31 protein-coding genes are annotated in these 22,754 nt (G+C 46.0%); 28 read left to right on the top strand and 3 right to left on the bottom strand.

What is annotated here, in order from left to right; all coding sequences use genetic code 11:
- Positions 1 to 13 precede the first annotated feature (13 nt).
- The 27 genes from MHI21_RS08865 to MHI21_RS08995 all read left to right on the top strand — a co-directional run bounded on the left by MHI21_RS08865 (position 14) and on the right by MHI21_RS08995 (position 20,803).
- Positions 14 to 502 (top strand): phage terminase small subunit P27 family, encoded by a 489-nt coding sequence (locus MHI21_RS08865; protein WP_342419851.1) that lies wholly within the window; start codon positions 14 to 16, stop codon positions 500 to 502.
- Positions 499 to 2,208, top strand: a complete 1,710-nt coding sequence (locus MHI21_RS08870) for a terminase TerL endonuclease subunit (protein WP_342419852.1) — start codon at positions 499 to 501, stop codon at positions 2,206 to 2,208. The genes MHI21_RS08865 and MHI21_RS08870 overlap by 4 nt, the downstream gene beginning before the upstream one ends.
- 15 nt (positions 2,209 to 2,223) lie before the next feature.
- Positions 2,224 to 3,558: a phage portal protein gene (locus MHI21_RS08875; protein WP_342419853.1), complete on the top strand. Its 1,335-nt coding sequence runs from the start codon at positions 2,224 to 2,226 to the stop codon at positions 3,556 to 3,558.
- On the top strand, positions 3,476 to 4,096 hold the full coding sequence (locus MHI21_RS08880) for an HK97 family phage prohead protease (protein ID WP_342419854.1): 621 nt from the start codon (positions 3,476 to 3,478) through the stop codon (positions 4,094 to 4,096). Before MHI21_RS08875 ends, MHI21_RS08880 begins: the two co-directional genes overlap by 83 nt.
- Before the next feature lie 42 nt (positions 4,097 to 4,138).
- The gene (locus tag MHI21_RS08885; protein WP_342419855.1) at positions 4,139 to 5,347 is read left to right on the top strand and encodes a phage major capsid protein; all 1,209 of its coding nucleotides are present in this window, start codon (positions 4,139 to 4,141) and stop codon (positions 5,345 to 5,347) included.
- Positions 5,348 to 5,385: 38 nt separating this feature from the next.
- A complete protein-coding gene (locus tag MHI21_RS08890) occupies positions 5,386 to 5,724 on the top strand; it encodes a hypothetical protein (RefSeq protein WP_342419856.1) in 339 nt (112 codons plus the stop codon).
- Positions 5,724 to 6,278, top strand: a complete 555-nt coding sequence (locus MHI21_RS08895; RefSeq protein WP_342419857.1) for a phage head-tail connector protein — start codon at positions 5,724 to 5,726, stop codon at positions 6,276 to 6,278. Before MHI21_RS08890 ends, MHI21_RS08895 begins: the two co-directional genes overlap by 1 nt.
- The gene (locus tag MHI21_RS08900; protein ID WP_342419858.1) at positions 6,278 to 6,748 is read left to right on the top strand and encodes a hypothetical protein; all 471 of its coding nucleotides are present in this window, start codon (positions 6,278 to 6,280) and stop codon (positions 6,746 to 6,748) included. The genes MHI21_RS08895 and MHI21_RS08900 overlap by 1 nt, the downstream gene beginning before the upstream one ends.
- Positions 6,749 to 6,758: 10 nt before the next feature.
- A complete protein-coding gene (locus tag MHI21_RS08905; RefSeq protein WP_342419859.1) occupies positions 6,759 to 7,133 on the top strand; it encodes a hypothetical protein in 375 nt (124 codons plus the stop codon).
- On the top strand, positions 7,093 to 7,569 hold the full coding sequence (locus MHI21_RS08910; RefSeq protein ID WP_342419860.1) for a hypothetical protein: 477 nt from the start codon (positions 7,093 to 7,095) through the stop codon (positions 7,567 to 7,569). Before MHI21_RS08905 ends, MHI21_RS08910 begins: the two co-directional genes overlap by 41 nt.
- Positions 7,570 to 7,574: 5 nt before the next feature.
- Positions 7,575 to 8,576, top strand: a complete 1,002-nt coding sequence (locus tag MHI21_RS08915; RefSeq protein WP_053324997.1) for a DUF3383 family protein — start codon at positions 7,575 to 7,577, stop codon at positions 8,574 to 8,576.
- 13 nt (positions 8,577 to 8,589) lie between these two features.
- Positions 8,590 to 8,988, top strand: coding sequence for a phage protein (locus MHI21_RS08920; protein WP_235307670.1), 399 nt, complete (start codon positions 8,590 to 8,592; stop codon positions 8,986 to 8,988).
- A gap of 32 nt (positions 8,989 to 9,020) precedes the next feature.
- Entirely contained in the window at positions 9,021 to 9,326 is a 306-nt protein-coding gene (locus MHI21_RS08925; RefSeq protein ID WP_103047698.1) for a hypothetical protein, read from the top strand.
- Between the two features lie 190 nt (positions 9,327 to 9,516).
- Positions 9,517 to 10,275: a phage tail tape measure protein gene (locus MHI21_RS08930; protein WP_342419861.1), complete on the top strand. Its 759-nt coding sequence runs from the start codon at positions 9,517 to 9,519 to the stop codon at positions 10,273 to 10,275.
- A gap of 138 nt (positions 10,276 to 10,413) precedes the next feature.
- Positions 10,414 to 12,198, top strand: coding sequence for a hypothetical protein (locus tag MHI21_RS08935; protein WP_342419862.1), 1,785 nt, complete (start codon positions 10,414 to 10,416; stop codon positions 12,196 to 12,198).
- Entirely contained in the window at positions 12,198 to 12,737 is a 540-nt protein-coding gene (locus MHI21_RS08940; protein ID WP_342419863.1) for a phage baseplate protein, read from the top strand. The genes MHI21_RS08935 and MHI21_RS08940 overlap by 1 nt, the downstream gene beginning before the upstream one ends.
- Before the next feature lie 15 nt (positions 12,738 to 12,752).
- Positions 12,753 to 13,085, top strand: coding sequence for a hypothetical protein (locus tag MHI21_RS08945; RefSeq protein ID WP_053325002.1), 333 nt, complete (start codon positions 12,753 to 12,755; stop codon positions 13,083 to 13,085).
- Positions 13,078 to 13,866, top strand: a complete 789-nt coding sequence (locus MHI21_RS08950) for a hypothetical protein (RefSeq protein WP_053325003.1) — start codon at positions 13,078 to 13,080, stop codon at positions 13,864 to 13,866. The genes MHI21_RS08945 and MHI21_RS08950 overlap by 8 nt, the downstream gene beginning before the upstream one ends.
- On the top strand, positions 13,863 to 14,261 hold the full coding sequence (locus MHI21_RS08955) for a Gp138 family membrane-puncturing spike protein (protein ID WP_053325004.1): 399 nt from the start codon (positions 13,863 to 13,865) through the stop codon (positions 14,259 to 14,261). The genes MHI21_RS08950 and MHI21_RS08955 overlap by 4 nt, the downstream gene beginning before the upstream one ends.
- Positions 14,262 to 14,276: 15 nt before the next feature.
- Positions 14,277 to 14,645 carry a DUF2634 domain-containing protein gene (locus tag MHI21_RS08960; protein ID WP_053325005.1) on the top strand — a complete coding sequence of 123 codons (369 nt, stop codon included), beginning with the start codon at positions 14,277 to 14,279 and terminating at the stop codon, positions 14,643 to 14,645.
- Positions 14,635 to 15,822 (top strand): baseplate J/gp47 family protein, encoded by a 1,188-nt coding sequence (locus MHI21_RS08965; protein WP_053325006.1) that lies wholly within the window; start codon positions 14,635 to 14,637, stop codon positions 15,820 to 15,822. The genes MHI21_RS08960 and MHI21_RS08965 overlap by 11 nt, the downstream gene beginning before the upstream one ends.
- Positions 15,806 to 16,447 carry a hypothetical protein gene (locus MHI21_RS08970; RefSeq protein ID WP_053325007.1) on the top strand — a complete coding sequence of 214 codons (642 nt, stop codon included), beginning with the start codon at positions 15,806 to 15,808 and terminating at the stop codon, positions 16,445 to 16,447. The genes MHI21_RS08965 and MHI21_RS08970 overlap by 17 nt, the downstream gene beginning before the upstream one ends.
- 15 nt (positions 16,448 to 16,462) lie before the next feature.
- Positions 16,463 to 19,018, top strand: a complete 2,556-nt coding sequence (locus MHI21_RS08975; RefSeq protein ID WP_342419864.1) for a hypothetical protein — start codon at positions 16,463 to 16,465, stop codon at positions 19,016 to 19,018.
- 10 nt (positions 19,019 to 19,028) lie between these two features.
- Positions 19,029 to 19,532 carry a hypothetical protein gene (locus tag MHI21_RS08980; RefSeq protein ID WP_342419865.1) on the top strand — a complete coding sequence of 168 codons (504 nt, stop codon included), beginning with the start codon at positions 19,029 to 19,031 and terminating at the stop codon, positions 19,530 to 19,532.
- Positions 19,529 to 19,669 (top strand): hypothetical protein, encoded by a 141-nt coding sequence (locus tag MHI21_RS08985; RefSeq protein WP_342419866.1) that lies wholly within the window; start codon positions 19,529 to 19,531, stop codon positions 19,667 to 19,669. Before MHI21_RS08980 ends, MHI21_RS08985 begins: the two co-directional genes overlap by 4 nt.
- Before the next feature lie 94 nt (positions 19,670 to 19,763).
- The gene (locus MHI21_RS08990; RefSeq protein WP_342419867.1) at positions 19,764 to 20,183 is read left to right on the top strand and encodes a phage holin family protein; all 420 of its coding nucleotides are present in this window, start codon (positions 19,764 to 19,766) and stop codon (positions 20,181 to 20,183) included.
- Positions 20,183 to 20,803, top strand: a complete 621-nt coding sequence (locus MHI21_RS08995) for a glycoside hydrolase family protein (protein WP_342419868.1) — start codon at positions 20,183 to 20,185, stop codon at positions 20,801 to 20,803. The genes MHI21_RS08990 and MHI21_RS08995 overlap by 1 nt, the downstream gene beginning before the upstream one ends.
- A 41-nt stretch (positions 20,804 to 20,844) precedes the next feature.
- Here MHI21_RS08995 and MHI21_RS09000 read toward each other — a convergent pair whose 3' ends face one another.
- The 3 genes from MHI21_RS09000 to MHI21_RS09010 form a co-directional block, all read right to left on the bottom strand.
- The gene (locus MHI21_RS09000) at positions 20,845 to 21,210 is read right to left on the bottom strand and encodes a type II toxin-antitoxin system HicB family antitoxin (protein WP_342419869.1); all 366 of its coding nucleotides are present in this window, start codon (positions 21,208 to 21,210) and stop codon (positions 20,845 to 20,847) included.
- Between the two features lie 45 nt (positions 21,211 to 21,255).
- Entirely contained in the window at positions 21,256 to 21,480 is a 225-nt protein-coding gene (locus MHI21_RS09005) for a type II toxin-antitoxin system HicA family toxin (RefSeq protein WP_342419870.1), read from the bottom strand.
- Between the two features lie 106 nt (positions 21,481 to 21,586).
- Positions 21,587 to 22,222, bottom strand: a complete 636-nt coding sequence (locus tag MHI21_RS09010) for a hypothetical protein (RefSeq protein ID WP_342419871.1) — start codon at positions 22,220 to 22,222, stop codon at positions 21,587 to 21,589.
- 167 nt (positions 22,223 to 22,389) lie between these two features.
- On the opposite strand from MHI21_RS09010, the gene MHI21_RS09015 reads away from it, so the two are divergent.
- Positions 22,390 to 22,725: a YolD-like family protein gene (locus MHI21_RS09015; RefSeq protein ID WP_342419872.1), complete on the top strand. Its 336-nt coding sequence runs from the start codon at positions 22,390 to 22,392 to the stop codon at positions 22,723 to 22,725.
- The last annotated feature ends 29 nt before the right edge of the window (positions 22,726 to 22,754 follow it).

Consider the following 22,754-nt stretch of genomic DNA (forward strand, 5'->3'; position numbering starts at 1 on the left):
GGAGGTGGTGACATTGGCAAGGAGTCCGAAACCCCTAAAGTTGGTGGAAGGGCATTTAACGAAAAAGCAACGGACCGAACGTGAAGAAAAAGAACAGGAAATCAACAGTCGTCTGAATAGAGACAAGATCAAACCGCCTCCATGGTTAGCAACTAAAGGGAAGACGATGTTCCGTGAGCTGGTGAAGCAGATGGAAAATACAGAACTGTTAACCAATCTGGATGTGAATGGCCTTGCCCAGTATTGCGATTTGCATTTACGCATGCTTGGTCTTCGGGAAGAGGTTGCGGCAAAAGGGTATACACTTGAAAATAAAAACTCTCGTGGCGGCACAACCTTTGTCACCAACCCGGCACTAACTGCCCTAAATCAAACCATCAAACTCATGCAGGCGTATGAAAGTAAATTCGGACTCACAGTGTATGACAGGACCAAGATTGCACTGAAAGACGAGAAGCCGAAGGAACAAGATAATATAGGCAAGCGATTTGGTGACATATGATTTTTGATGAGTTGGTCCTTTATTCGGAAATGGTCCTAAACGGCGACATTGTAGCGTGTATCAAACACAAGCAAGCGTGTGCCCGTTTCCTGAATGACGTGGATCGGCAAGGTACTGATGAATTTCCCTATGTCTTCGTTGAGGAATATGCTGAACGGTTCTTGGATTGGATGCGATTGTTCAAACACCGGAAAGGAGCGCTGGCCGGGCAACATATTGAACCACATATCATTCAAAAATTCGTGTTCGGAAACATCTACGGATGGGTTCACATGGAAACAGGATTGCGAAGGTTCAATAAGGCGTACTGGCAAGTAGCACGGAAGAATGCCAAGTCTCAGTCACTGGCTTGTGTGGGATCATATGAAACTATAGCCTTCGGTGAATACTCTGCCGAGGTTTATTGTGCTGCCACGAAAAAGAAGCAGTCCAAGATTGTTTGGAACGAAGCAGCTGCCATGTTGAAAAGTTGCGCCGATTTGATCAAGCGCGGGACAATCAAGATTGCAAACGGTCTGATCCAGCATTTGAAATCTGAATCCTTCATGGAGGCATTGTCCAAAGAAGACGGCAAAGAGGGGGACGGAACGAACGTTCAATGTGGGATAGTTGATGAATATCATTTGCACAAGACAACAGAATTTTATGACGTTCTGGTATCAGGGATGATTGCGCGGGAAGAACCACTTTTGATGATCATCACCACAGCGGGTCGTAATTTGAATTATCCGTGCTATCGGGTTGAATACAATTACGTTTCGAAGTTGCTTGATCCGAATATCGACCTGGAAAACGATGAATATTTTGCAATGGTGAATGAGTTGGACCCAGATGACGACATCAAGGATGAACGGAACTGGCCCAAAGCAAACCCTATCGTTACCACGTATGCTGCCGGTATCAAAATGCTGCGCAGTGAGTTGAAAATGGCACTGGCTGATCCGGAAAAAATGGTGAATTTCCAGATAAAAAATATGAATATCTGGGTGGATGCCAAACAAAGTGGTTATATGGACATGGCGAAATGGAAGGCATGCGGTGCATCCGATAAGAATCCAATGCCTGATACAACAGGTTTAGAAGTAATCACGGGTATTGACTTATCCAGAACAATAGACTTGACGAGTTGTTCCTTTGAAATCCAGTTGCCAGATGGAAGGTTAGCCGTGTTCAGCCATTCATTCATGCCAGAGGACACATTGAAGGCGCGGAAGCAGACGGATAAGATGCCATATGATTTATGGGTCGATAAGGGATGGATTACCGTCACACCTGGTTCTGTCGTGGATTACGACTTTATTATGCAATATATCCCTACAAAAGCGGAACAAAACGGGTGGAAAATCAAAGAAATTTGCTACGATCCGTACAATGCAACACAGTTTTCTAATGCCATGCAGGCTGAGGGGTATGAAATGGTTGAGATACGCCAAGGTATTAAAACGCTGAACTATCCTTCAAAAAACTTCAGAGACGAAGTGTATAAACAGAATGTGATCCACGAAAACGACCCGGTTCTTGGTTGGGCAATGTCGAATGCAATTACCAAAGAAGATGCACAAGGCAATATCATGCTGGACAAAGCTAAGAGCGTAGAACGGATTGACCCGGCTGCCGCTTTAATCAATGCCCATGTTCGTATCGCAGTGCCGGAAACCAAAGATGATTTAAATGAACGTATAATGAGTGACGACTTTTCGTTGTAGATCGGGGGTGATACTTTGGCAAAACGTAGAATGAAATGGTGGTCACGGCGTTCAAATACCGAACCATCGGACCTTAAAAATCCGGCAGGATGGTTCATGAATTGGCTGTTTGGTGACAAAACGGCCAGCGGGAAAAGGGTGAGTAATGGGGATTCCATTATAAATTCAAATATTTATACGGTTTGTTCTGTGTTAGGTGGAGATATCGGAAAACTACCCGTTCAAGTGTTCCGTAAGCGTGGAGGGAAAATATCTAAGGATACGGATCATCCAGTATCATACTTGCTTGGAACCCGTTCTAATCCACTTATGAGCGCCTATACATTCAAGGAATTATCTATGGTTCATCTTGCGACATGGGGGAATTTTTATGCCAACATCGAATGGGATGAAATGGGATTACCAAAAGCTTTATGGCCTCTCAATCCTGCACAGACTGACGTTAAGATTGATTGGACCAGTAATGAAATTTGGTATATAACAACTCTTCCGAATGGCGTACAGCGTAAATTACACATGTCCGATGTACTCCACCTAAAATTGATCAGCACAACCGGATTAAAGGGCATGAGTCCAATTGCTGCATTGCGTGAAAAGCTTGGTTCTCAGAACGCAATGGAAAAATTCACATCGTCTTTTTATGAAAACGGCACGTCAATAGGCGGGATACTCAAGACAGAACAGAAGATTGACAAACCAGCAAAAGAGCGTACCCGTGAAGAATGGAATAGATTGCATACCGGATTAAACAATGCACATCGTATTGCTGTGCTGGATGCCGGACTGGATTATAAAAGTATTGGTATGCCTCTTAAAGATGCTGAATTTATAGAAACTCAAAAATTCGGTATAAGTGAAGTCGCCAAGCTGTACAAAATTCCGCCTCATAAACTTGGACTTTTGGACAAGGCGACATTTTCCAATATAGAACATCAATCCATTGAGTATGTCAAAAACACGCTCCAACCTCATATTACCAATTGGGAACAAGAGGCTAATTTCAAGTTATTTACTCAAAACGGAGCGCGAGACAAAGGGAGATACGCCAGATTTAATGTTACCAGTGAGCTGCGCGGAGACAGCCAAAGCCGGGCCGCGTATTACAAAGAAATGATCCAAATGGGTGTCTATTCTATTAACGAAGTTCGGGAACTGGAGGAACGTGACAATATCGGGGAAATGGGCGATAAACACCTTATTCCGTTGAACTTCACAACTTTGGATAAATTGGAGCAAGTACAAACCGGAGTCGATCCGGCGAAGGGAGGTGAAGGAACTGAGCCAGACAAAGACGAAGGATTGGGACAGACGTCTACTGACCAACAAAGTGGAAGTGCGGACGGAGGGTGAAAATAATTCGCAGCGTATTGTGGGTTACGGGTTAAGGTTTAATGTGTGGTCGCAGGATCTGGGTGGATTCATTGAACAGATTGACCCCGGTTCCCTGGATGAAGCAGACATGACCGATGTTCGTTGTCTGATTGACCACGAAACTGGGAAAATATTAGGTCGAACCACATCGGGTACGCTGGCTTTAACAGTGGATGAATTTGGTCTGCGTTATGACGTTGACCCACCTGACACAAGTTATGCTGATGACCTAATAAAAGTGATGAAACGCGGTGACATTAACCAATCCAGTTTCGGATTCCGAGTAGACTATGAGAACGATGGTGACGAATGGGTATACGATTCTAACACCGGAATTTACAAACGTACGATTCGGAAGATTAAACGGATTTTTGATGTTAGCGTTGTGACCTACCCAGCTTATACACAGGCTGAATCTCTTGTATCTAACCGTAGCCAGGAAAGCTATGAACATGAATTACGACTGATGAAAGAAACTGAAATATTAAAAATCAAACTTGACCTTTTAGGATTGTAAGGTCATTTTTTTATGCCCAAAATACGAAAGCGAGGAATTTAAATGGACCCGAAAGAAAGAGAATTGCGCCAACAATTGGCGGCAAAAAAAGAAGCAGCTCGCAAGCTGGTGGAAGAAGGAAAGATTGATGAAGCCCGTTCTTTGATTACAGAAGCAGAAACTATTTCTGCCAAGATTGAAGCTTACCGCAGTTTGGAAGGTATCGAAACGCCTCCCGTTGATCCTGATCCTGTAATAGAACCGGGTGATGAAGAACGCAAAGCCGATACATCCAAAGAGTACCGTAGTGCCTATGAAAAATACCTTAAATTCGGCCGCAATGCTGAATTGAGTGACGAAGAAAGACAGGCTTTCAAGGAAAAACAGGCCCAATTGCGGTCTATGACCGAAGGTGATAAAGCAGGCGGTGGAATTTTGGTTCCTGAGGACGATAGCAAGGAGATTATTCTTCAGAAGAAGTCTAAAACCTCTATTCGTAATCTGGTTGGAGTAAAGCCAGTAGGAACATTGTCAGGTAGTCGTCCGAAACGTCGTGGAACGGATTTGAAAATGAAGAATTACGACGAAAAAACCAAAATTGACAAAATGGATACACCTCAATACGAGGATATCAAATACAAGGTCCATAAATACGGTGGGATTTTCGAAGCTACTAATGAATTGATTGCCGACAGTGAAGTGGATATTAGCGCGGAGTTGCTTGACTGGTACACCGAAATTTCTCTTAATACAGAGAATGACGAGGTGTTTCATGGCATCGGCGGAGAAAATGCCGCAGTGGGTATTTTCACTACTGATAAATACCGGACATTGCCCACACCAGCAGCAGGCGTTGATATCAAAGTCCTGCGTAAGCTGAAAAATATGGTTGATGCAGGGTACAGACGCGGAGCCAAATGGGTCATGAACACTGCTGCTACTGAAGCACTGGCCGACATGAAATATGCTGACGGTAAAAGTGTTTTGGTTCCCGATCCAACCCAAGCAGACGTATTTTCTTTGTTTAGTTATCCCGTTGAAGTATTTGACGATATCAAAACGGAAACTGGTAAGACAAAAATCGCTTTCGGGAACTTTCAAGTTGGATATTACTTCTTTGACCGTAAATCCTTAGAAGCTAAAACGACGGATGAAGGCGGGGACGCGTTCGAGAATGATACTACACTTACTCGTATCATTCAGCGTTTTGATGGAAAGCCAGCTAATGAGGATGCCATTGTTATTCTGACTGGTGTTCCAGTAGAAGCCTAACACTTAGGGGCTTAGGCCCCTGAAAGGAGGAAACAGCATTGAGTTATTTGACAAAAAACCACGCAACGCCAGATAAGTTAACAATCGGCGGGGAAATAGCCATTGTAGGTGACGGAAAAATCACTAAGGATGGTGTGGCCGTTAACTTGGGCGGATCTGCACAAGTTACAGATGGGTCTATTACCGCTGCAAAATTGGCAAACGGTGCTGTGACAGTAGCCAAGCTGGATACAAGTTTAACAAGTACACTTAATGGCAAGCTAACAGCCACAAAAGCAGCAGCAGTACCGGACACAGCAGCAACGGACGCGGCTGGTGTGCTTGCCGAACTGCGTGATTTAAAAACTAAACTTCGTGCAGCAGGAATCTTAGCGTAATGCTTACCACGATTGCAAAAGTAAAGGGCCAGCTTGGTATCCCGATCGAGGACACTAGCGAGGATAACAACCTTAACATGTACATTCTGGCAGCGTCCCAAGCTATAGAAAGTTTCTGCCGAAGGTCTTTCAAAAAACAAACATATACGGAATTGCTGGAAGGTTCTGGATCGTCCTTTTTGGTGTTGCGTAATTTTCCGGTATTCACTGGTGTTGCGACTATGGATAAGGATGAATTTGTTGTCGAGGCCAACGAGGATGGTATTTTATTTTTGCCCAAAGGATGGAATACAGGACAGCGCAATATAACGGTTCGGTATGAAGCGGGGTATGTGCTTCCGGGCGATGATTCAGCCGATAATCCGCGCACCTTACCGGAGGCGGTTGAAGTGGCCTGTATATTTGTTGTGCAAGGAATGCTGCAAAATCCCACAGCAATTGGGGTGAAGTCTGAACGTGTCGGGGATATATCTGTTACCTATGGGGATACAGACGCATTGTTTTCTTCAACCGTTCAGGCGCTTCTTTCTCCTTATGTGGGGAGGTGGGTGTAATGGCTGGAGCAAGACGAACCCGAACCCGCCGGGCTAATGTGGAGCTGGACGAAACGAGTTTTCTCCCGGCTATCCTCGCCAATCTAAACAAGCTGCGTAAAAAAGAGGTTCATATAGGTATGCAAGGTGATGCTGATCTGGCGATGATTGCGGGTGTCCATGAGTATGGATCTGCCAAGATGAAAATCCCAGCCCGTAGTTTTATCGGTACCGGAAAAAAGAAGTCTGCTGCTGGTATCTCCAAATGGGTGCGAACAAACATAACCCCTGTTGCGATGGGGAACATGGATGTTATGGCTTTTTTGGAGGAGATAGGCGCAATCGGGGAAACCAAGACGCTTGCTAATTTTAACCGGATTAAGCAGCCTCCACTTTCTCCACTCTATGCCCGGCGTAAACAGGGCAAAAAAATCCTCATTGCCGATGCGGACCTGCGGGATAGCATTACCCATGTGATCGTGGACAAGTAGGAGGTAAGTTATGCGTAAGTTTGCTTTCGGGGGGATCATGCGGAAATATAACGTGCCTTACGTATTTGTCCGGTCTGCTTCGGGCTACTGGGACGAGGATGGGGTCTGGGTTCCTGCGAAGGAAGAACGTGTTTCGTTACAGGGGCATTTTCAGCCTGTCTCCGCCAAGCTTCAGCAGGAGGAAGGTGGCAAATACACGGAGGAAGATAGGACGCTGTACACGGCTTCTGTACACTCTAACGGCGACCGGATAGAGTACCAGGGAAATCATTACACAGTGGATACCGCTGAGGTACGAGAGTACAGCGATATTAATAAATACATGTTGAAAAAGGTGGTCAGAAATGATTCCATTCAAGGCGATCCGGTCAGCGATAGTCCGTAATCTGTCGTCCCATTTAGGTATCAAGGTGGTGGAGCTGAATGGCGGGGGAGACATGCCGAAAGGTGCGTTCCTGACCTACTCATTCACAGATGGTCCGGCAGAAGGGCGGGGTTTCCCGGTAGTAACACAGGAAAACGGAAAATTAGTGCAGCGGGAGACGGTGGAATTTACCGTCTCTTTTTTGTCCTATGCTTCGGATAGCGCGGACAGCATTACAAACGCGCTTAGGGCGCAGGACTGGCTTAAAACCATTGGCCGGGATGTTCTCAAGGATTTGGACGTGGTTGTTTTCAATATCGGCAGCGTGGACAACCGGGACATTCTCATTGCAGACGAGTGGGAACGGCGCTATGGGTTTGATGTAGACTTTAACACCACTGCCGTTGCTGATCAGGATTTGCAATGGATTGAAAAAGCTAATATTCAAAGGGGGTAATTCTTTTGGCGGTACGCAGTGACGTGCAAGTAATCATTAATATTCTGCGGCCTACTCCTAAAACGGGGTTAGGCAGGCCATTAATCATTGGAGCGGCAGCAGCAGCAAGCGACTTCAAAGTGTACTATGATCTTGACGCTGTGCTTGCGGATTTTGCAAACACAACACAAATTTATAAGGCTGCTTATGCAATGTTTAATCAAGGAGACAACTCTCCCGAGTCCATTGCTGTAATGCAATACAAGACAGGGGACCCATTGACGGACTTCCTTCCAAAGATTTTCAGCAAAGATTGGTATTATCTCATTTCTACCAGTCGCACATTGGCAGATGTTACGGCCATTGCTGATGCGGTTGATTTGGATAATTCAAGATTGTTTGTTGTAGCGAGCAGCAGCAAAACGGATTTAGCCACAATAAAATCCAAAAAATATAACAATACCATCGCTTTCTACCATATAGACACATCAAATTATCCAGACGCGGGATTGGTCGGTGCTGTTGGTTCAAAAGATGCAGGCAGCGCCACTTGGAAAAACCAAACGATTAAAGGCATTGAACCGTTGGATATTACAACCACGGAATTAATGGCGATTCATGATCTTGGAGCAATTACGTATGTAACCAAAGCCGGGGACAATGTGACCAGCGAAGGCAAAACGGTAAGTGGTGAGTACATCGACATTATTCAGTCTAAACACTGGCTGATTATGAACGTAGAACTGGGAGTACAGAAATTATTCAATCGGGCTGATAAGGTCACATTTGATAATCGCGGTATTTCACAGATTGAAGCAGTGGTTAAAACCAACCTGCTCCGCGCTGATCAGCAAGGAATGATTGCACATGATGACGATGGGTTGCCGCTATATAGTACAACCTTTAAAACACGTTCTCAGGTAGATCCAGCAGACCGAGAGCAGCGAGTATACAATGGTGGTAAATTCGAATTTGAATTGGCCGGAGCGATTCACCAAACTAAAATCATAGGCTATATCAGCCTATAAGGAGTTGATTTAATTGGCTACTACAACCACATATGATCCGTCTGACGTCGCCTCGACTATCGGTGGCGTTTTTCTTACTGGATTTTCCGAAGATTTAATAGAGTTTGAGAAAGATGAGGATTCCAACACTTTTAAAGTAGGTGCGCAGGGGGATGTTTTGGTTAGCAAAGTGAACAACCGACTTGCTACTCTAAAGGTGACTTTACTCGCCACAAGCCCTCAAAACGCATACCTTGATAAGCTTGCTGAGACAGGTCAAGTGGTTCCGGTGAGTGTGATTTATAACGGCACACCAAAGGAAACAATAACCAGTACAGCAGGAGTGGTTATTAAACCAGCAGCGCGAAAGTATGGAAATGAGGCTGACGATAGAGAGTATGAAATCAAGTTAACGAATTACGAAATTCTTTAATCCAATAATCCAATCCAAGGAGACGATAAACCATGTCAAATTTCAAACAAAAAAAGTTCACTTCTACGTCAGGTAAAGAATATTTGTTCCAATTCCCAGGTATCCGTGCCGTTGCTCAAATTTCTGACCGGGTTAAAAATAAATTTGGTATTGCATCGGATGAAAAATCAGCGGATGAAGTGCTGAAGCATGTTGTAGTTGAACCAAAAATGAAAATTGAAGACTTCGGCACGGATGTTAAGGAGTTTAACGAAGTTATTTTTGCTGCAATGCAGTTCATGAACGGAGTGGATGAAGATGATAAGTCAGAAGGAAGCGGAGCAACGAGCGAGGGCTAATTGGCTTACTTGGCGGCTACTCCTATCAGACATGAACATAAATTATTCGGATCTGAATGAAATGGATCATGACGATATAGCGGAGGCTAACGCCGCTTTGGATATCTATTTGAAACAGCAGGACAGAGCAGCAAATAAAAAATGATTGGAGCGCCTATATTGGGCGCTCTTTTTGTTGTGAGGTGATCGAATGGCTGGCGGCGTAATTGGTAACTTAATGTTCGCCGTAGGTTTTAAGATTGCAGAGGGTCCATTGCGCCGGGCTGAGGACCAACTTAGTAGCTTACGCGGCGGGGTATTTGCTTTCGGAGCTGCTGCAACAGCAGCTATGGGGGCTTTTGCCATAGCATCTGTAAAGGCTGCATCTGACTTTGAAAAGAATATGTCTCAGGTGCAAATGGCCACTGGGCAAACGGATCAACAAATGTTGGCAACGAAAGAAATAGCCAAGAATTTGTATTCCCAAAACTTCGGGGAAAACTGGCAGGACTTGAGCGGTGCTATTAGCACCACGGCGCAGATAACCGGACAGACCGGAGCGGCGCTGGAGGGTACAACCAAAAATGCAATGCTTTTGGGTAGGGCCTTTAATTTTGAGGTTGGGGAATCTGTAAGGACGACCGATACCATGATGCGACAGTTTGGCATAACGTCCGAGCAGTCCATGACGTTGTTGGCACAAGGGGCGCAAAAGGGGCTTGATAAAACGGGCGAGCTGCTTGACACAGCTAACGAGTATTCCGTTTCCTTTAAGTCCCTGGGGTTCGGCGCTGACGATATGTTTAATACTTTGGCTGCTGGATCACAAAACGGAGCTTTCAACCTTGATAAAGTCGGTAAAAAAGCGTTGCCGACTATAAATCGCGGAATTAAGCGGGGAGGCTGCAATGCTAATCCGAACCGAAGTCGCGCAAGGGCGCTAACCATAACAAGGATGGTGACGGCTTAGCCGGACAGGGGCAACGCATAGGTCTTGAAATAATAGACCCACGAGGCCGCGACACCTTCGGGTGAAAAGATATGCTGAACTGCTGGGAAAGGAAACTGGCAGAACTGTTGGATAAAAAGCCAATAGGATAACACCTTAATGGACGCGGTTAAGGAATTTAACATTAGGGCCAAAGATGGCAGCAAGACCAGTATACAAGCCTTTGAAATGCTGGGGCTTAATGCGGATAAAATGATGCATACATTTGCCGCAGGCGGTCCAGAAGCTAAAAAGAGCTTTCAGCAGATTATGCAGATGATTGGCGATATCGAGGACCCGGTGCAGCGTAACACTATCGGCGTGGCCCTGATGGGTTCGCAGTTCGAGGACCTTGAGGCGAAGACAATAACTGCTATGGGTTCGGTCAAGTCGCAGTTTAATTCTGCTGCTAATACGCTTAATGATATTAACAAGGTCAGGTTTAACAGTCCCGGTGAAGCACTGGCGATGTTTGGTAGGCAAATAGAAACCGGGATATTGATACCTGTCGGACAAAAGCTACTTCCATATCTTAATCGCTTTGGACAGTGGGTGTCCGACCACAAGCCCCAAATAGAGGCGTTTGGTGCTGCTATAGGGGATAAGGTAGGAAAGGGCATAGAATGGCTCACAGCCAAAGCGAAAGAGCTATGGCCCACACTACAAAGTGTTGGCAGTACAATTTCGGGGGTCGTGCAGAAAATGGCGAGCTTCGAGGGGGTCGCACCTAAAATAGCAGGCATTGCAGCCGCGTTAGTAACCTATAAAGCTGTAGTAACTACAATTTCCGTTGCTACACGAATATGGACGGCTTTTCAACTGGCTTTAAACGTGGCAATGACCCTCAATCCTATTGGGCTGGTGGTTGCTCTAATCGCCGGATTGGTTGTGGCCTTTGTGGTCGCATATAAAAAATCTGAGAAATTTAGAAATATCATTAACGGGGCATGGGCAGGAATCAAAATTGCGTTTGCAGCAACCATGAACTTTTTCACCACGACAGTTCCAAATGTTTTTAATGCCATTGTTAATTTCATTGTTCAATGGGGGCCGACTTTCCTAATTTCTTTAACTGGACCGATTGGGTGGGCCGTGGCTGCTGTCGTAAAGTATTGGGATGAGATAAAAGCTTTTACTGTTCTAACCTTCATAACCATTCAGATGTGGCTAGTTACTGTCTGGACTGGGATCAAAGGAAGCATTAGCGGGGCCGTATCGTCAATATGGAGCCGGATAACAGGGGCATGGAACAACGTAAAGACCACCACGTCCAATATATTCAATGGCGTAAAGTCTTTCCTTTCCAATGTGTGGAATAGTATTCTGTCCACCATTTCAACAACAGTCACCAACATTTGGAACAAGATAACTGGTATCTGGAATCAAATTATCAGTTACCTTCAAGGGATCAACCTATTTGAAGTAGGTAAGAACATAATCGAAGGCATGATTAACGGGATTATGTCTATGGCCAATGCCGTAGTGGACAAGGTTAAGGGTATCGGTGACAGTATACAAAACAGTATCAAAAGCGCACTTGATATTCATTCCCCTTCCCGCGTAATGATGGAGCTTGGTTTCTTTACAGGCGAAGGCTTGGCGAGAGGGATTGAGGGAACTCAGGATCGCGTGGCGGCTGCTGCAACTGGCATGACGGACGAGATTATACCATCCACGAATAGCCCAACAAGTGCACCAGCCCGCAAATTAGCCCCTGCCCGTGTTAGTGGTGGCGGAAACGCTGGCGGTGCATTTAATTTTAATGTAAACATCGACCTTCGGGCAGACGCTTCCAGTGCTTCAGTTGCTGGGGATGTAGCCGCCGAGGTTCGCCGCCAAGTTCAAAAGATTCTAGAAGAAACATTCCGGCGTGAGGGATTTGTTTCACCGGAGGTGAATATGTAATGGCAATGATCGACAGCCATTATATTTGGATCGAAAAAGAGTCTCCTACCTATGATGTGGAGATTACTTCGCAACCAGTTGAAAAAGGAATAGATATGGTGGACCATGTGCAGCGTAAAGCCCGGACAATGCCCCTTAGTGGGGTTATATCCGGGCCGGATGCGGCGCGTGTGCTTACATATCTAAAAAAGGCATCTGACACTGGACAGATTGTAAAATATGTTGGTCGGACAGCTTTCACCGGGATTATATCCGGCCTAGCGACTGACCATGATTATACAAACGCTGACGGTTACGCCGTTTCATTTACTCTTACTGAGGTTATTGTCGCTCAATCTTCATATGTGGGCAAACTGCCGCTTCCTGTTAAATCTCAGGCCGCTAAGATCGTTAATAGTGGCGTGAAGCAGAAGAAGGACAAGAAGAAATCAGGCAAAAAGGACAAGACCAAGAAAGGTAAAAAAGGTAAGGGCAAGGGCAAAAAGGAAAAAGAAAAGGTCCAGAAGGTCAAATTTAAGAAGGGCAGCCCGTGGGCTTAATAGGGGTGAACGTGGATGGACTATGAATATATAGAAATTGAAAAGGAAAACATTCCTTACCGTTTCGATATTGAGCTGGCTGAACAAATGTACACCTTTGAGGTTCATTACAACTCTGATTACGACTATTTCACAGTTGACCTGGAGTTGGATGGGGAAGTGCTAGTTTACGGGGAAAAGATCGTATACGGCATACCGTTGTTCTACGATGTACAGGATGATCGTTTTCCCAAGGTCCCTATTGTTCCTTACGATGAGTCCGAAAACAGTACAGCAGTAACATGGGACACGCTCGGTGTGAGCGTGTTTCTTTACGTGATCGAGGAAGAGGATGAAGACGATGCGTAATTTTGGACGTGTAATCGAGGTAATGACAGCCGGGATGAAATTTTCCTCCGACAAGTACAATATCGAGGGCAAGGTCCCGTTTGACAATGATACTCTTCCCAACGAATCTGAAATTAAAATTTGGAATCTGGCGGAAACGACTATAAACAATATCAAGCGTAACGGTGTGCTTATGCTCAATGCTGGATACAAGGGTGATGTTGGGCTGCTGCTCCACGGCTACATATCCAACGTAGATACCGTTTGGGAGGGCGTGGACAAAATCACCACTATCCATGTACTGGACAGTGAAGACCTGGACAAACGCGAGGTAAAAGAAATTGCCTTTGCTGAAAACACACTCGCCAGCAAGATTATTAAACAGATGGCAAGCTATATTGGTCTACCTATTGCTCAATTTAATCTAAATCAGGATTACCGCTATCAGGACGGATATACCGCAAAAGGCAAAGTAACGGAGATAATCGCAAAGGTCGCTAAAGACTGTGGAACATCGGTGTACATCAATAAGAACAAACTGTACGTCCGCAATTTACGGAGCGGCGGCGACAATGTGTTTGCTATTAATACCAAAACTGGCTTGATCGGAACGCCGGGAAGGTTTGAAAAGGATGGAGCCAAGGGTTTTAACATAAAGATGCAGCTCCAGCACAGGATAACGACTGCTAGTGTTCTCAACCTGTCCTATTCAAGATTTACTGGGAAGGCACATGTCCGTAGTGGTTCCCATACCTTCACCCGGACGGGTGATTTTGTAACGGAAGTAGAGGCGATTTTATGAATAAGGTTGATCCTGCCGCCGCTATGTCTGCTCTGCTTGATGGCTTGTTGGCAAAGCTGTACACGGATTTTAATGTGGCCTTTCCGTGCGAGGTGCTTTCATTTGATGAAGGTAAAATGACCGCTAGTGTAAGGCCATTAATCCGAACAGGTACGGACGATCCGGCCATGATTCAGGCTGTGCCGGGGCTGGGGTTTCGGCTAAAGCCAAAGGCTGGGGGCGAGGCCATGGAGTATGTGCCTGAGTATAAAAAGGGCGACGTGGTTTATGTGGTTGTTGCGGACAGGGAAATACGGAACGGGCTTGCTGGTGCGGTGGCTGCGCCGGACACGGCAAGGCAACATGATAGCAATGACGCGGTTATAGTCGGGATCTTCCCGGCTTCTTTTAGTTAGGGGAGGGGTGACGGTGTGCAGTCTTTCAAATTGACAGCAGACGGAGATCTGGAGTTCGACAGCCGGGGAGACCTGGTAATGGTAGAGGGCGATGAAGAATTGGCACAATGCTGCCGGGTTGCCCTTGGTACTAATGAGGGGGAATGGTTTCTGAATCCAGATATCGGCCTTGCTTTTCGTTTGTTCCTTGGAAAGCTCGCCAGTGAGGAAGAAATAAGAAATGAGCTTACTCGTGCATTGTTGCAGGAAGAACGAATTGAGAGCGTGGACGATGTTACTTTTAAAGTGGATCGTGCGGCCCGGCTGCTGACAGTAACGTTTAAAGCAACCGGGACCAGCGGCGAGATAATCCAGCAGGAGGGAGTGACAATAAGTGCTGGATGAAAAGGGGTTTAAACGTAAACGGTTCGATGACCTAATTGATGAAATGGAAGACAAGGCTAAAGAGGTTTATGGCGACAAAATCAATACGTCTGCCCTCTCTCCGCTGGGGATTATCTTACGGATATTCGCCTGGTTTCTCGCTACTGTTTGGGGGCTTGCGGAAAAAGTATATTACAGCGCCTATGTTAACACCGCAGAGGGGGCCAGCTTGGACCGTCTTGGCCCACATGTCGGGGTATCACGTATCCTTTCGCAATATGCAACTGGCAGCGTAACCCTTACAGGTACGTCCGGCTATACAGTGCCATCGGGTTTTTTGGTGTCAACCGATACGGATATTCAGTATGAAACCACAGCTGAATCAACTTTCCCAGCTTCCGGCAGTATGACGGTTCCCGTGGAGGCGATGGAGGCAGGTTTGTCCGGTAATGTGCCGGAAGGGATGGTTACAATCATCGTTAATCCAGTACCAGAAGTGACAGCGGTAAACAACTCTGCGGCTATTCTTGGTGGACGTGATAAGGAGACTGACCCGGAATTTAGGGATAAGTTCAGTCTGTCGGTAGCTGGCGGCGGATCAGCGACAGGCGATGCTATACGGGGGGCGGTGCTGCGGGTAACTGGGGTACGTGCGGCGGCGGTGATTATAAACAATAAAATCACTCCTGATGCTGCTGGTCGTCCTGAAAAATCATATCAGGTGTACGCTCTTGGCGGATCAGACACCGACATCGCCAATGCGATTTTATCCGTTGGAGCTGCTGGTATTGAATCTTATGGTGATATTTCCATGCAAGTTAAGGACCTAAGCGGAAACCTTCAGCCGATTAAATTCAGCCGTGCTGAGGTCGTGCCTGTACACATCAAAATTCAGGTATATAAAAGCACGGCCTATCCTGCTGACGGAGACGATCAGGTTATATCCAAACTGGTCCGGTTTATCGGTGGTACGGATTTGGATGGTACGGTGTATGCTGGTTTGAGCATGGGCGAGGATGTGGTCATGATGCGTCTTGCTGCCGCTGCCTATTCCATTACAGGCGTGGAAGATGTGATTATACAACTGTCCACGAACGGAACGAGTTACGGGCCGCATAATTTGGTTGTGGACGTGCAACAAGTGGCTCAAACTGCTGCGGAGTGGATCGAGGTGACGCGGCATGATTTCAGCGGTTGACCTTATCAAGAAATTGACTGATGTGTTTGCCAAAAATCCGAACGGTAACATAGGAAAGCTATTTTTAATTTTGGCTGGACCTCTGAATGATTTACAAACCACGTTTAAAACAATCGAAGAATGGCGAGATATCGACACTGCAAAAGGAACGACGCTGGACCTTATCGGCGGCAATGTGGGGCAGCTTCGTGGAGCCGCTTCCGATGAAATTTACCGAATAATGATAAAAAGCAAGATAGCCCGTAACCTGTCCAAAGGGGACGTAAACACGATTATACGGGTTATTGCCCTTGCAGTTGGTGCAGATTACAGCGAAATTAAGATTCAACAGAAATTTAGTGATCCGCTGGACCCGGAACCAGCAGCTTTGTCTCTTATGCGCTTGCCGCTTGAAAAGCTGGACGAATCTGGCATAGAGTTGTCGCAATTCGTGCAGATAATCCAAAAGACAGTTGCTGCTGGCGTAAGTGTCCAGAGTATTGAACTGGCTGGAACCTTTGAGTTCGGTAGCCTGCCAGAAGAAGCGGACCCAGAGCGCGGCTGGGGTAGTTTGGACGATCCAGTTATTGGCGGTAAGCTCGGCGCGGTTTACGAGCCGGGTAAAAGTACAGATTTACCTATTTAAGAAAGGAGTAATTATATGCCGTTTACAGAGAAATTACCGGAATGGTTTGCTGCTGGCACAGAACCTACTATTACACAGAAAACAGCGGGTTACACACCGGGTTTAAAACCTCCGGCACAGTGGTTTAATTGGCATTTGAACACATCATATCTTGCTCTTAAAGAGCTACAAGAGAACGCGGTTCATAAAGAGGAAATAGACTCTCGTTTTAACACAATAAATACCAAAACGGTTACGCTGAATGAAGGTGTGCAGATTCTTAACGCTGTGAAGGCAGCTCCGTTTTCATTGTCCGGCGTAACCGGGAGAATGCTTGTGAATTTGCTTGGCAGGATGGGCAATTGCGAAAGCGTGGGTTTGTGGTCGTCCAACACGACTATTGCGACGGATGCCACCAATAAAACCAGCGGGACCAGCTCATTTAAGCTTACGCTCGGTTCTGTACCCGCTACAGCATCCGCGACCTTCCTTACTACGCCGGGCAAAAAGTATGTAGCCATAGCAGATGTGAAAAACGGCAATACCAGCAAGGTGGCTATTTCCATAAATGGCATTGCTGGGGCAACGGGTAACGATGTAGCGGCAGCTTCGGCTTTTGCGCCGTCTGTTGTCCGGTTTGCAGCTACTGATTTTTTCCACATCTTGACCATTACAGGCACGGGCAACAGCGGCAATACGTTTAACATGGACAGCGTGCGGGTGTACGAGATCAGCGAGGCCGACTATGCAGCAGCGGCAACCCTTACGCCAGCTCAAGTTGCGGCAAAGTGGCCTTACGTAGACAGTGTAATGCCTGTACGTAATCCGTATGCGATACGTTACGGGGAGAATTTGATTCCTCCATTCTACGAGTGGACGCGCGGTGATAGGGCTAAGGTAATAAATCCGTATAAGCTGGAAACGGTAGCTACTGTATCTGTGGATCAATCTAATGTGTACGTGCCTGTAAGTCCAGGGGTAACCTACACTTTTACCGTTAAAGTTAACGGGCGTGTAACCGTGGTTGAAGTAGATGCTTCAGGAGTTGAATCCAATGTGTACAACACCACCGATAACGAAAATAGGGAAGTCACAGTAACGTTCACGACCAAGACGACGACTAAGAGAATGCGGATTTACGCCACAAACACAGGAGCAGGAACGTTCACGCTTGAAAATCCTATGCTTAACATCGGCAGCACAGCCAAGCCGTTCAAACCACGCGAAGACTCAATGTTAGCGTTACAAACAGACCTGTACGCCGATCCAGTTACAGGAGCTAATGCGGATACAGTGTTTGAGCGTGACGGACAATACTTCAAGTCTAAGAAGTGGCAAGGGTTGACGCTGGACGGCAATCAATCTTGGGTGTACAAGGATACCAAGGCAGGCAATAAACAGGTAACTTTACCTTTGTTCAACCCAAAGACGGACAGCGAAAGAGTTGTAAAATATGACGGTAAATTAATCGCACATGCCTACCCGTGGACGGATGCGGATCAATCGTTTTTAGCCGCTGACGGGTTATATCTATCAATACCCGTTGCAGATAGTGGATGGGCAGATGGATACCAGCCTTCGCAGGATGATATCAAAGCGTACTTTTTTGGCTACAAAGCCTATGACGCTAATACCATTACGCCAGCACAGGCACAGGCGGCAACGACGGCGACATGGGCAGGTACGGGTACTAAGTATTGGGTGCAAAGAGTTGGCGCGGCTAATTTTACACAATCCGCACCGCAAACATCATATGCAGGGTACACGCCGTACCAACTTGTATACCAACTCACAACGCCTACTGTTGAGTCAATTGTATCCGAGGGACAACTAACCTTTACCGAGGGAGACAATCAGGTTGAAGTAGGTACGGGGATTGTATTACGGGAAGCAACTAAACCTACAAGTTTTCCAGTTGGTGATCCATACGTACAAATTAACCGTATCGACTACGGTACCGCTGTTAAATATCGGGTGAGCAAATTCTTGGCGGTGTATGTGGGAAATCGTAAGGATAGTGGATGGGAAACTTTATTTGCGCAAGATGGGCAAAGCTATGGGCTTGAGAGACTACGTAAGTCAAGTAGCCAGGTAACGACAGAGCTGTACAGCGTAACATACCTGATGTTGGAAACCTCGCCAGTCGTACCGTTTACAGGCTCCTACGCAGCCAACGAAAAAACGCTTTTAGCCGACTTGGTGGACAGTGTACAGCAGAATACGGCGCGGGTGTCGGTACTGGAGAACAAGAAGGCTGACAAAGACAATCCCGCAGTTCTTACGCCTACTTTGCTTAATGGTGTAACTTTGGAGTACCCAACTTCACCTGTAGAGTATCGTAAATCATCGGATGGTCTTGTAACAATTCAAGGTTCAGTTAAGCCATCTTCCACTGGGGATGTTGTAGCTTTTATGCTACCTGTTGGATATAGGCCTAAACAAACTGTAGCCGTAGCACTCGCAGGGAATACAGGGACATCCGACATTATGGTAAGGGGAGTAGTGTTGTCTGGCGGACAGGTGCAAATAGGAAATTCAGTGCCTGTCATATGGGTGAGATTAGATGGCATTCAGTTCATCGCAGAAAGGTAGGAGTTGACACATGAAAGTAGTACCTAAAGTAAATACAAACGGCCTCTATCTGGAGGACGAGCTAGTGGACGATGCCTTTTCGGGTGTCGTCCCTTTTTATGCCCAACCGGATAACGATCAGGACGAGGAAACCGAACTCAAAAAGCCGGAGCTTATAGGCTACACGGTTGGCATACCGATTACAATATTAGGCCTGTACAAGCCTAAATTTGATCTTGCCGCATGGAAGGCTTATGAGAGTGCCGTATACGAGGCGCAGGAGAAGTATATAGCGGCGTTAAACGACTGGCAGGCTAATGGGAGGGCGGCGGGTGAACAGCCTGTATATGTTGCTCCTAAGCAGCCGGATAACCTTTGGACAGAAGGACTTACACCGGAGCAAATAGCAGAGTTGACCAAGCCAACAGAACAGTTATCGGAGTTGGATCAGTTGCGAGCCAGTAACGAGGCTATGCAATTAGCAATCGCTGAGTTGACTATGATGTTTGCTTCGAGGGGAGGTGAGACAACATGACATTTACAAAGGATTCCGGTCTAGTGAAAGTGTGGGTTGGTCTGGTTTTGACTGATGTATACAAAGCCGATCAAGTTCCAGCTATATTCAATCTCAAGTCAGTCGTAACAGAGGTAATTAACGGTATAGCACAATAGGCGCCCATTGAGGCGTATTTTTTATGCCCTCGGAGTGGTCGGGGGCTTTTATATTAAGGCCAGGACAATTTTCCTGAGCAGATGGGGGAACATAATGGATAGAATGGATTTGGTATTTAAATGGTTTACTGCTGCTGGGAGTGGCGCAGCAGCTTATTTTTTCGGTGGGTGGTCTGGCGTACTAGGTGTGTTACTGGTGTTCGTAATTTTGGACTATATAACTGGATGTGCGGCGGCAGGCGCAACAGTCGGATTGAAAAGTAAAGTAGGCATGATTGGTATTGCGCGTAAGGTATTTATTTTCGCCATGGTTGCTGTGGGGCATCTTGTTGATGGGGTTTTGGGCGATAGTCATTTGTTCAGGGACACAGTGGCCTACTTCTACATGGCGAATGAATTGCTGTCAATCATCGAAAATGGGGGTAGGCTGGGCGCACCAATTCCTCCAGTTATTCGGCAGGCCGTGGAAGTTCTCAAGGGCAAGGGTGGGATTGATAAAGGAGCTGATAAGTGATGGCACGTAAAATATCAAAAGCGGGAATCGCGTTAATTAAAAATTTCGAGGGCTGCCGCCTCACAGCGTACAAGCCAGTGACCACAGAACAGTATTGGACCATAGGTTGGGGCCATTACGGATCGGATGTTAAGGCAGGCATGACCATAACACAGGCCCAAGCGGACGCAATGTTGGTCGCTGACCTTGCCAAATACGAAGCGTATGTAAACAACCCATCATATGTCCCAGTAACGGACAAACTCACACAAAACCAGTTCGACGCACTCACAAGTTTCTGTTACAACTGCGGCGCGGGTAGTCTCAAGACACTCTGTAAAGATCGCACAGTGACGCAGATTGCCGCCAGTATCACCAAATACAACAAGGCTGGCGGTAAGGTGTTGACTGGTCTGACACGGCGCAGAGCGGCGGAACTGGCCTTGTATAATAAACAGGATGCGGCAAAGGGGGACGATGAAAAGATGGAAAAAGTAAATGTAATTGTAAATGGCAAGCCCATTACTGACGTTAAGATGATTAACGGTACGACGTATGTTCCACTGCGGGCTGTGGGCGAGGCTTGGGGCGCTCAAGTAGACTGGAACAGTAAGACCAATACGACTATAGTAAGCAAGTAATTTAAAGCCCAGCTAACCTTAATTGGTCGGCTGGGCTTTTTTTATTTGCTAAGTTTGTATAGGCAATACTGGTTCAGGGAAACATTTTCAGCGGCTGCTCTTTCTGACAGTTGGCGGTGTAGACTCTTGGGAACACGAATGTTGAACTTGCCGCTAAATTGGTCTTCTCCTACTGGTTCAGGGATAGGATCGCCAAATTCAAGCTTAACAGATAGGTGACCCTCCATAGCCTCGCGGACGCTTTCATATGCCTCAGAATACGTTTGACCGCTACTTTGGCATCCGTCCAGTTCTGCCACTGATGCATAGAAATATTGGCCGCTTTCGTCATTCATAAATCGAATCTGTATCGTATACGGAAGCGCCATATAATACGCTAAATCTTTACTCTGATTATTATTTGCCATTATATATCGGCTAGGATATTATGTGGAATAAGGAAAGGGGAGGTGCTACTCCCCGATCCGGCCCAGTACGTCTTTGACGTATGCCGCCTTTAGTGGTTGTTCCTTTTTGATGGTTATCAAGTCTCCAGCATCGTTTCGGAAATGGAAGTGCGAGCCGTTACTTCTCACTAATCCGTACCCGTGGTGCCGGAGTACCTTGGCGACTTCATCATATTGGATTCCACTTGGGCGGTCTTTCATTTTCTGGACCAATTTTTCTACCCTAGCCATGTCTCACCTCCTGTATATATAGTACCATATATAGTACCAATATGCAAGGGGTTTTATGTATTAAGTTAATTAAATATTAAAACCCCGGATTGCTCCGGGGCCTTTTTTATTTAAGCTCAAGTTTAACTGAGTATTCTTTTTTATCTTGAGTAGCTTCCATACCGTTGCCCTCAATGACATACCATTTCATTTTAATCCACTTGATATCTGCTGCATGACCGCGTTTTAAGAACCAAATAATATTACCGTCTTTAATAACGCCTTCTTCGATTTCTCCACCAATGTGATCAGAGGTCACCATGTCCGCCTGAACCTGTTCTCCAGTAGAAGTAATTAATTCCGCTTGGTCTGGGTATGTCGTATACAGTTTTTTTGTAGTGTTTTCCACTTTGAATTTTACGCCAACGGCAGAAGCAGTAAGATCGTTTGTATTCCCATCTTTAGGGGCACGGTCAGTAACTACTACTTTCTCAATGGAAGAGGTTACCCCGTTCCACGTGTCTGTCCATTTTGCATCGTTGTAGTACGTCCAAATGTCGTCATCCTTTTTCTCTGTTTCAACAGGCGCAGCACCTTCTTTAGTAGTCGCTGGTTCAGCCTTAGAAGTTTCTTTAGCTGGCTGGCTTTCAACTTTTGCCTGTGTAGGAGTTTCGTCCTTAATTGCGGTTTTGTCAGCCCCGCATCCAGCAAGTAAGACAACTGCTGCAATAGCTGCAACTGTGAGGCTTAATGTTCTTTTCAACTTACTTCCCCCTATTAATCAATAATATATGGATATAGTCTATCAGACCTAGGAAGAATTTTCTATATGGTTGGGTCAATTAGTCTATGTTTTTCCAATATAATTAGCTTGTGCAGAACATTTGTTCGTAATATAATCGGTACATAACACATCAGGAGGCTACATACATGTCTAAAAAATTAGAGGAAAATGGGTTGTGGGAAAGCAGCCGCATTATCATACCAGAGCATAAAGAGGCTTATTTGCGTCTCATGAAGGATCGACAACGGCGGGGCAAACCGGAGTTGGACGACCAAGAGGTACAGCTAATTGAGCAGGCTCTAATAGACTCCTACAATTCACGCCAGCCTGTCAGCGTGACGGTATTTAGCCCGTTTGACGATGAGGTCATGACTGGTGTGATAACAGTAATCAACACGGCTAGACGCGAAGTAAAGCTGTCTCGTGGGCAAGATGATTTTAGCTGGATTAAGCTGGAGGATATTATATCGACAAATTTTTAAAATCTCTTGCTTACGTCATGCGCCCCTAT

The organism is Paenibacillus sp. FSL H8-0168, assembly GCF_038592955.1.
Lineage (GTDB): Bacteria > Bacillota > Bacilli > Paenibacillales > Paenibacillaceae > Paenibacillus > Paenibacillus polymyxa_B.

Excerpts from the sequence above, each read along its gene's own strand:
- MHI21_RS08870 (WP_342419852.1), top strand. The coding sequence starts at position 499 with ATGATTTTTGATGAGTTGGTCCTTTATTCGGAAATGGTCCTAAACGGC.
- MHI21_RS08885 (WP_342419855.1), top strand. The coding sequence starts at position 4,139 with ATGGACCCGAAAGAAAGAGAATTGCGCCAACAATTGGCGGCAAAAAAA.
- MHI21_RS08895 (WP_342419857.1), top strand. The coding sequence starts at position 5,724 with ATGCTTACCACGATTGCAAAAGTAAAGGGCCAGCTTGGTATCCCGATC.
- MHI21_RS08900 (WP_342419858.1), top strand. The coding sequence starts at position 6,278 with ATGGCTGGAGCAAGACGAACCCGAACCCGCCGGGCTAATGTGGAGCTG.
- MHI21_RS08905 (WP_342419859.1), top strand. The coding sequence starts at position 6,759 with ATGCGTAAGTTTGCTTTCGGGGGGATCATGCGGAAATATAACGTGCCT.
- MHI21_RS08910 (WP_342419860.1), top strand. The coding sequence starts at position 7,093 with ATGATTCCATTCAAGGCGATCCGGTCAGCGATAGTCCGTAATCTGTCG.
- MHI21_RS08925 (WP_103047698.1), top strand. The coding sequence starts at position 9,021 with ATGTCAAATTTCAAACAAAAAAAGTTCACTTCTACGTCAGGTAAAGAA.
- MHI21_RS08930 (WP_342419861.1), top strand. The coding sequence starts at position 9,517 with ATGGCTGGCGGCGTAATTGGTAACTTAATGTTCGCCGTAGGTTTTAAG.
- MHI21_RS08935 (WP_342419862.1), top strand. The coding sequence starts at position 10,414 with ATGGACGCGGTTAAGGAATTTAACATTAGGGCCAAAGATGGCAGCAAG.
- MHI21_RS08940 (WP_342419863.1), top strand. The coding sequence starts at position 12,198 with ATGGCAATGATCGACAGCCATTATATTTGGATCGAAAAAGAGTCTCCT.
- MHI21_RS08945 (WP_053325002.1), top strand. The coding sequence starts at position 12,753 with ATGGACTATGAATATATAGAAATTGAAAAGGAAAACATTCCTTACCGT.
- MHI21_RS08950 (WP_053325003.1), top strand. The coding sequence starts at position 13,078 with ATGCGTAATTTTGGACGTGTAATCGAGGTAATGACAGCCGGGATGAAA.
- MHI21_RS08955 (WP_053325004.1), top strand. The coding sequence starts at position 13,863 with ATGAATAAGGTTGATCCTGCCGCCGCTATGTCTGCTCTGCTTGATGGC.
- MHI21_RS08970 (WP_053325007.1), top strand. The coding sequence starts at position 15,806 with ATGATTTCAGCGGTTGACCTTATCAAGAAATTGACTGATGTGTTTGCC.
- MHI21_RS08975 (WP_342419864.1), top strand. The coding sequence starts at position 16,463 with ATGCCGTTTACAGAGAAATTACCGGAATGGTTTGCTGCTGGCACAGAA.
- MHI21_RS08980 (WP_342419865.1), top strand. The coding sequence starts at position 19,029 with ATGAAAGTAGTACCTAAAGTAAATACAAACGGCCTCTATCTGGAGGAC.
- MHI21_RS08985 (WP_342419866.1), top strand. The coding sequence starts at position 19,529 with ATGACATTTACAAAGGATTCCGGTCTAGTGAAAGTGTGGGTTGGTCTG.
- MHI21_RS08990 (WP_342419867.1), top strand. The coding sequence starts at position 19,764 with ATGGATAGAATGGATTTGGTATTTAAATGGTTTACTGCTGCTGGGAGT.
- MHI21_RS08995 (WP_342419868.1), top strand. The coding sequence starts at position 20,183 with ATGGCACGTAAAATATCAAAAGCGGGAATCGCGTTAATTAAAAATTTC.
- MHI21_RS09000 (WP_342419869.1), bottom strand. The coding sequence starts at position 21,210 with ATGGCAAATAATAATCAGAGTAAAGATTTAGCGTATTATATGGCGCTT.
- MHI21_RS09005 (WP_342419870.1), bottom strand. The coding sequence starts at position 21,480 with ATGGCTAGGGTAGAAAAATTGGTCCAGAAAATGAAAGACCGCCCAAGT.
- MHI21_RS09015 (WP_342419872.1), top strand. The coding sequence starts at position 22,390 with ATGTCTAAAAAATTAGAGGAAAATGGGTTGTGGGAAAGCAGCCGCATT.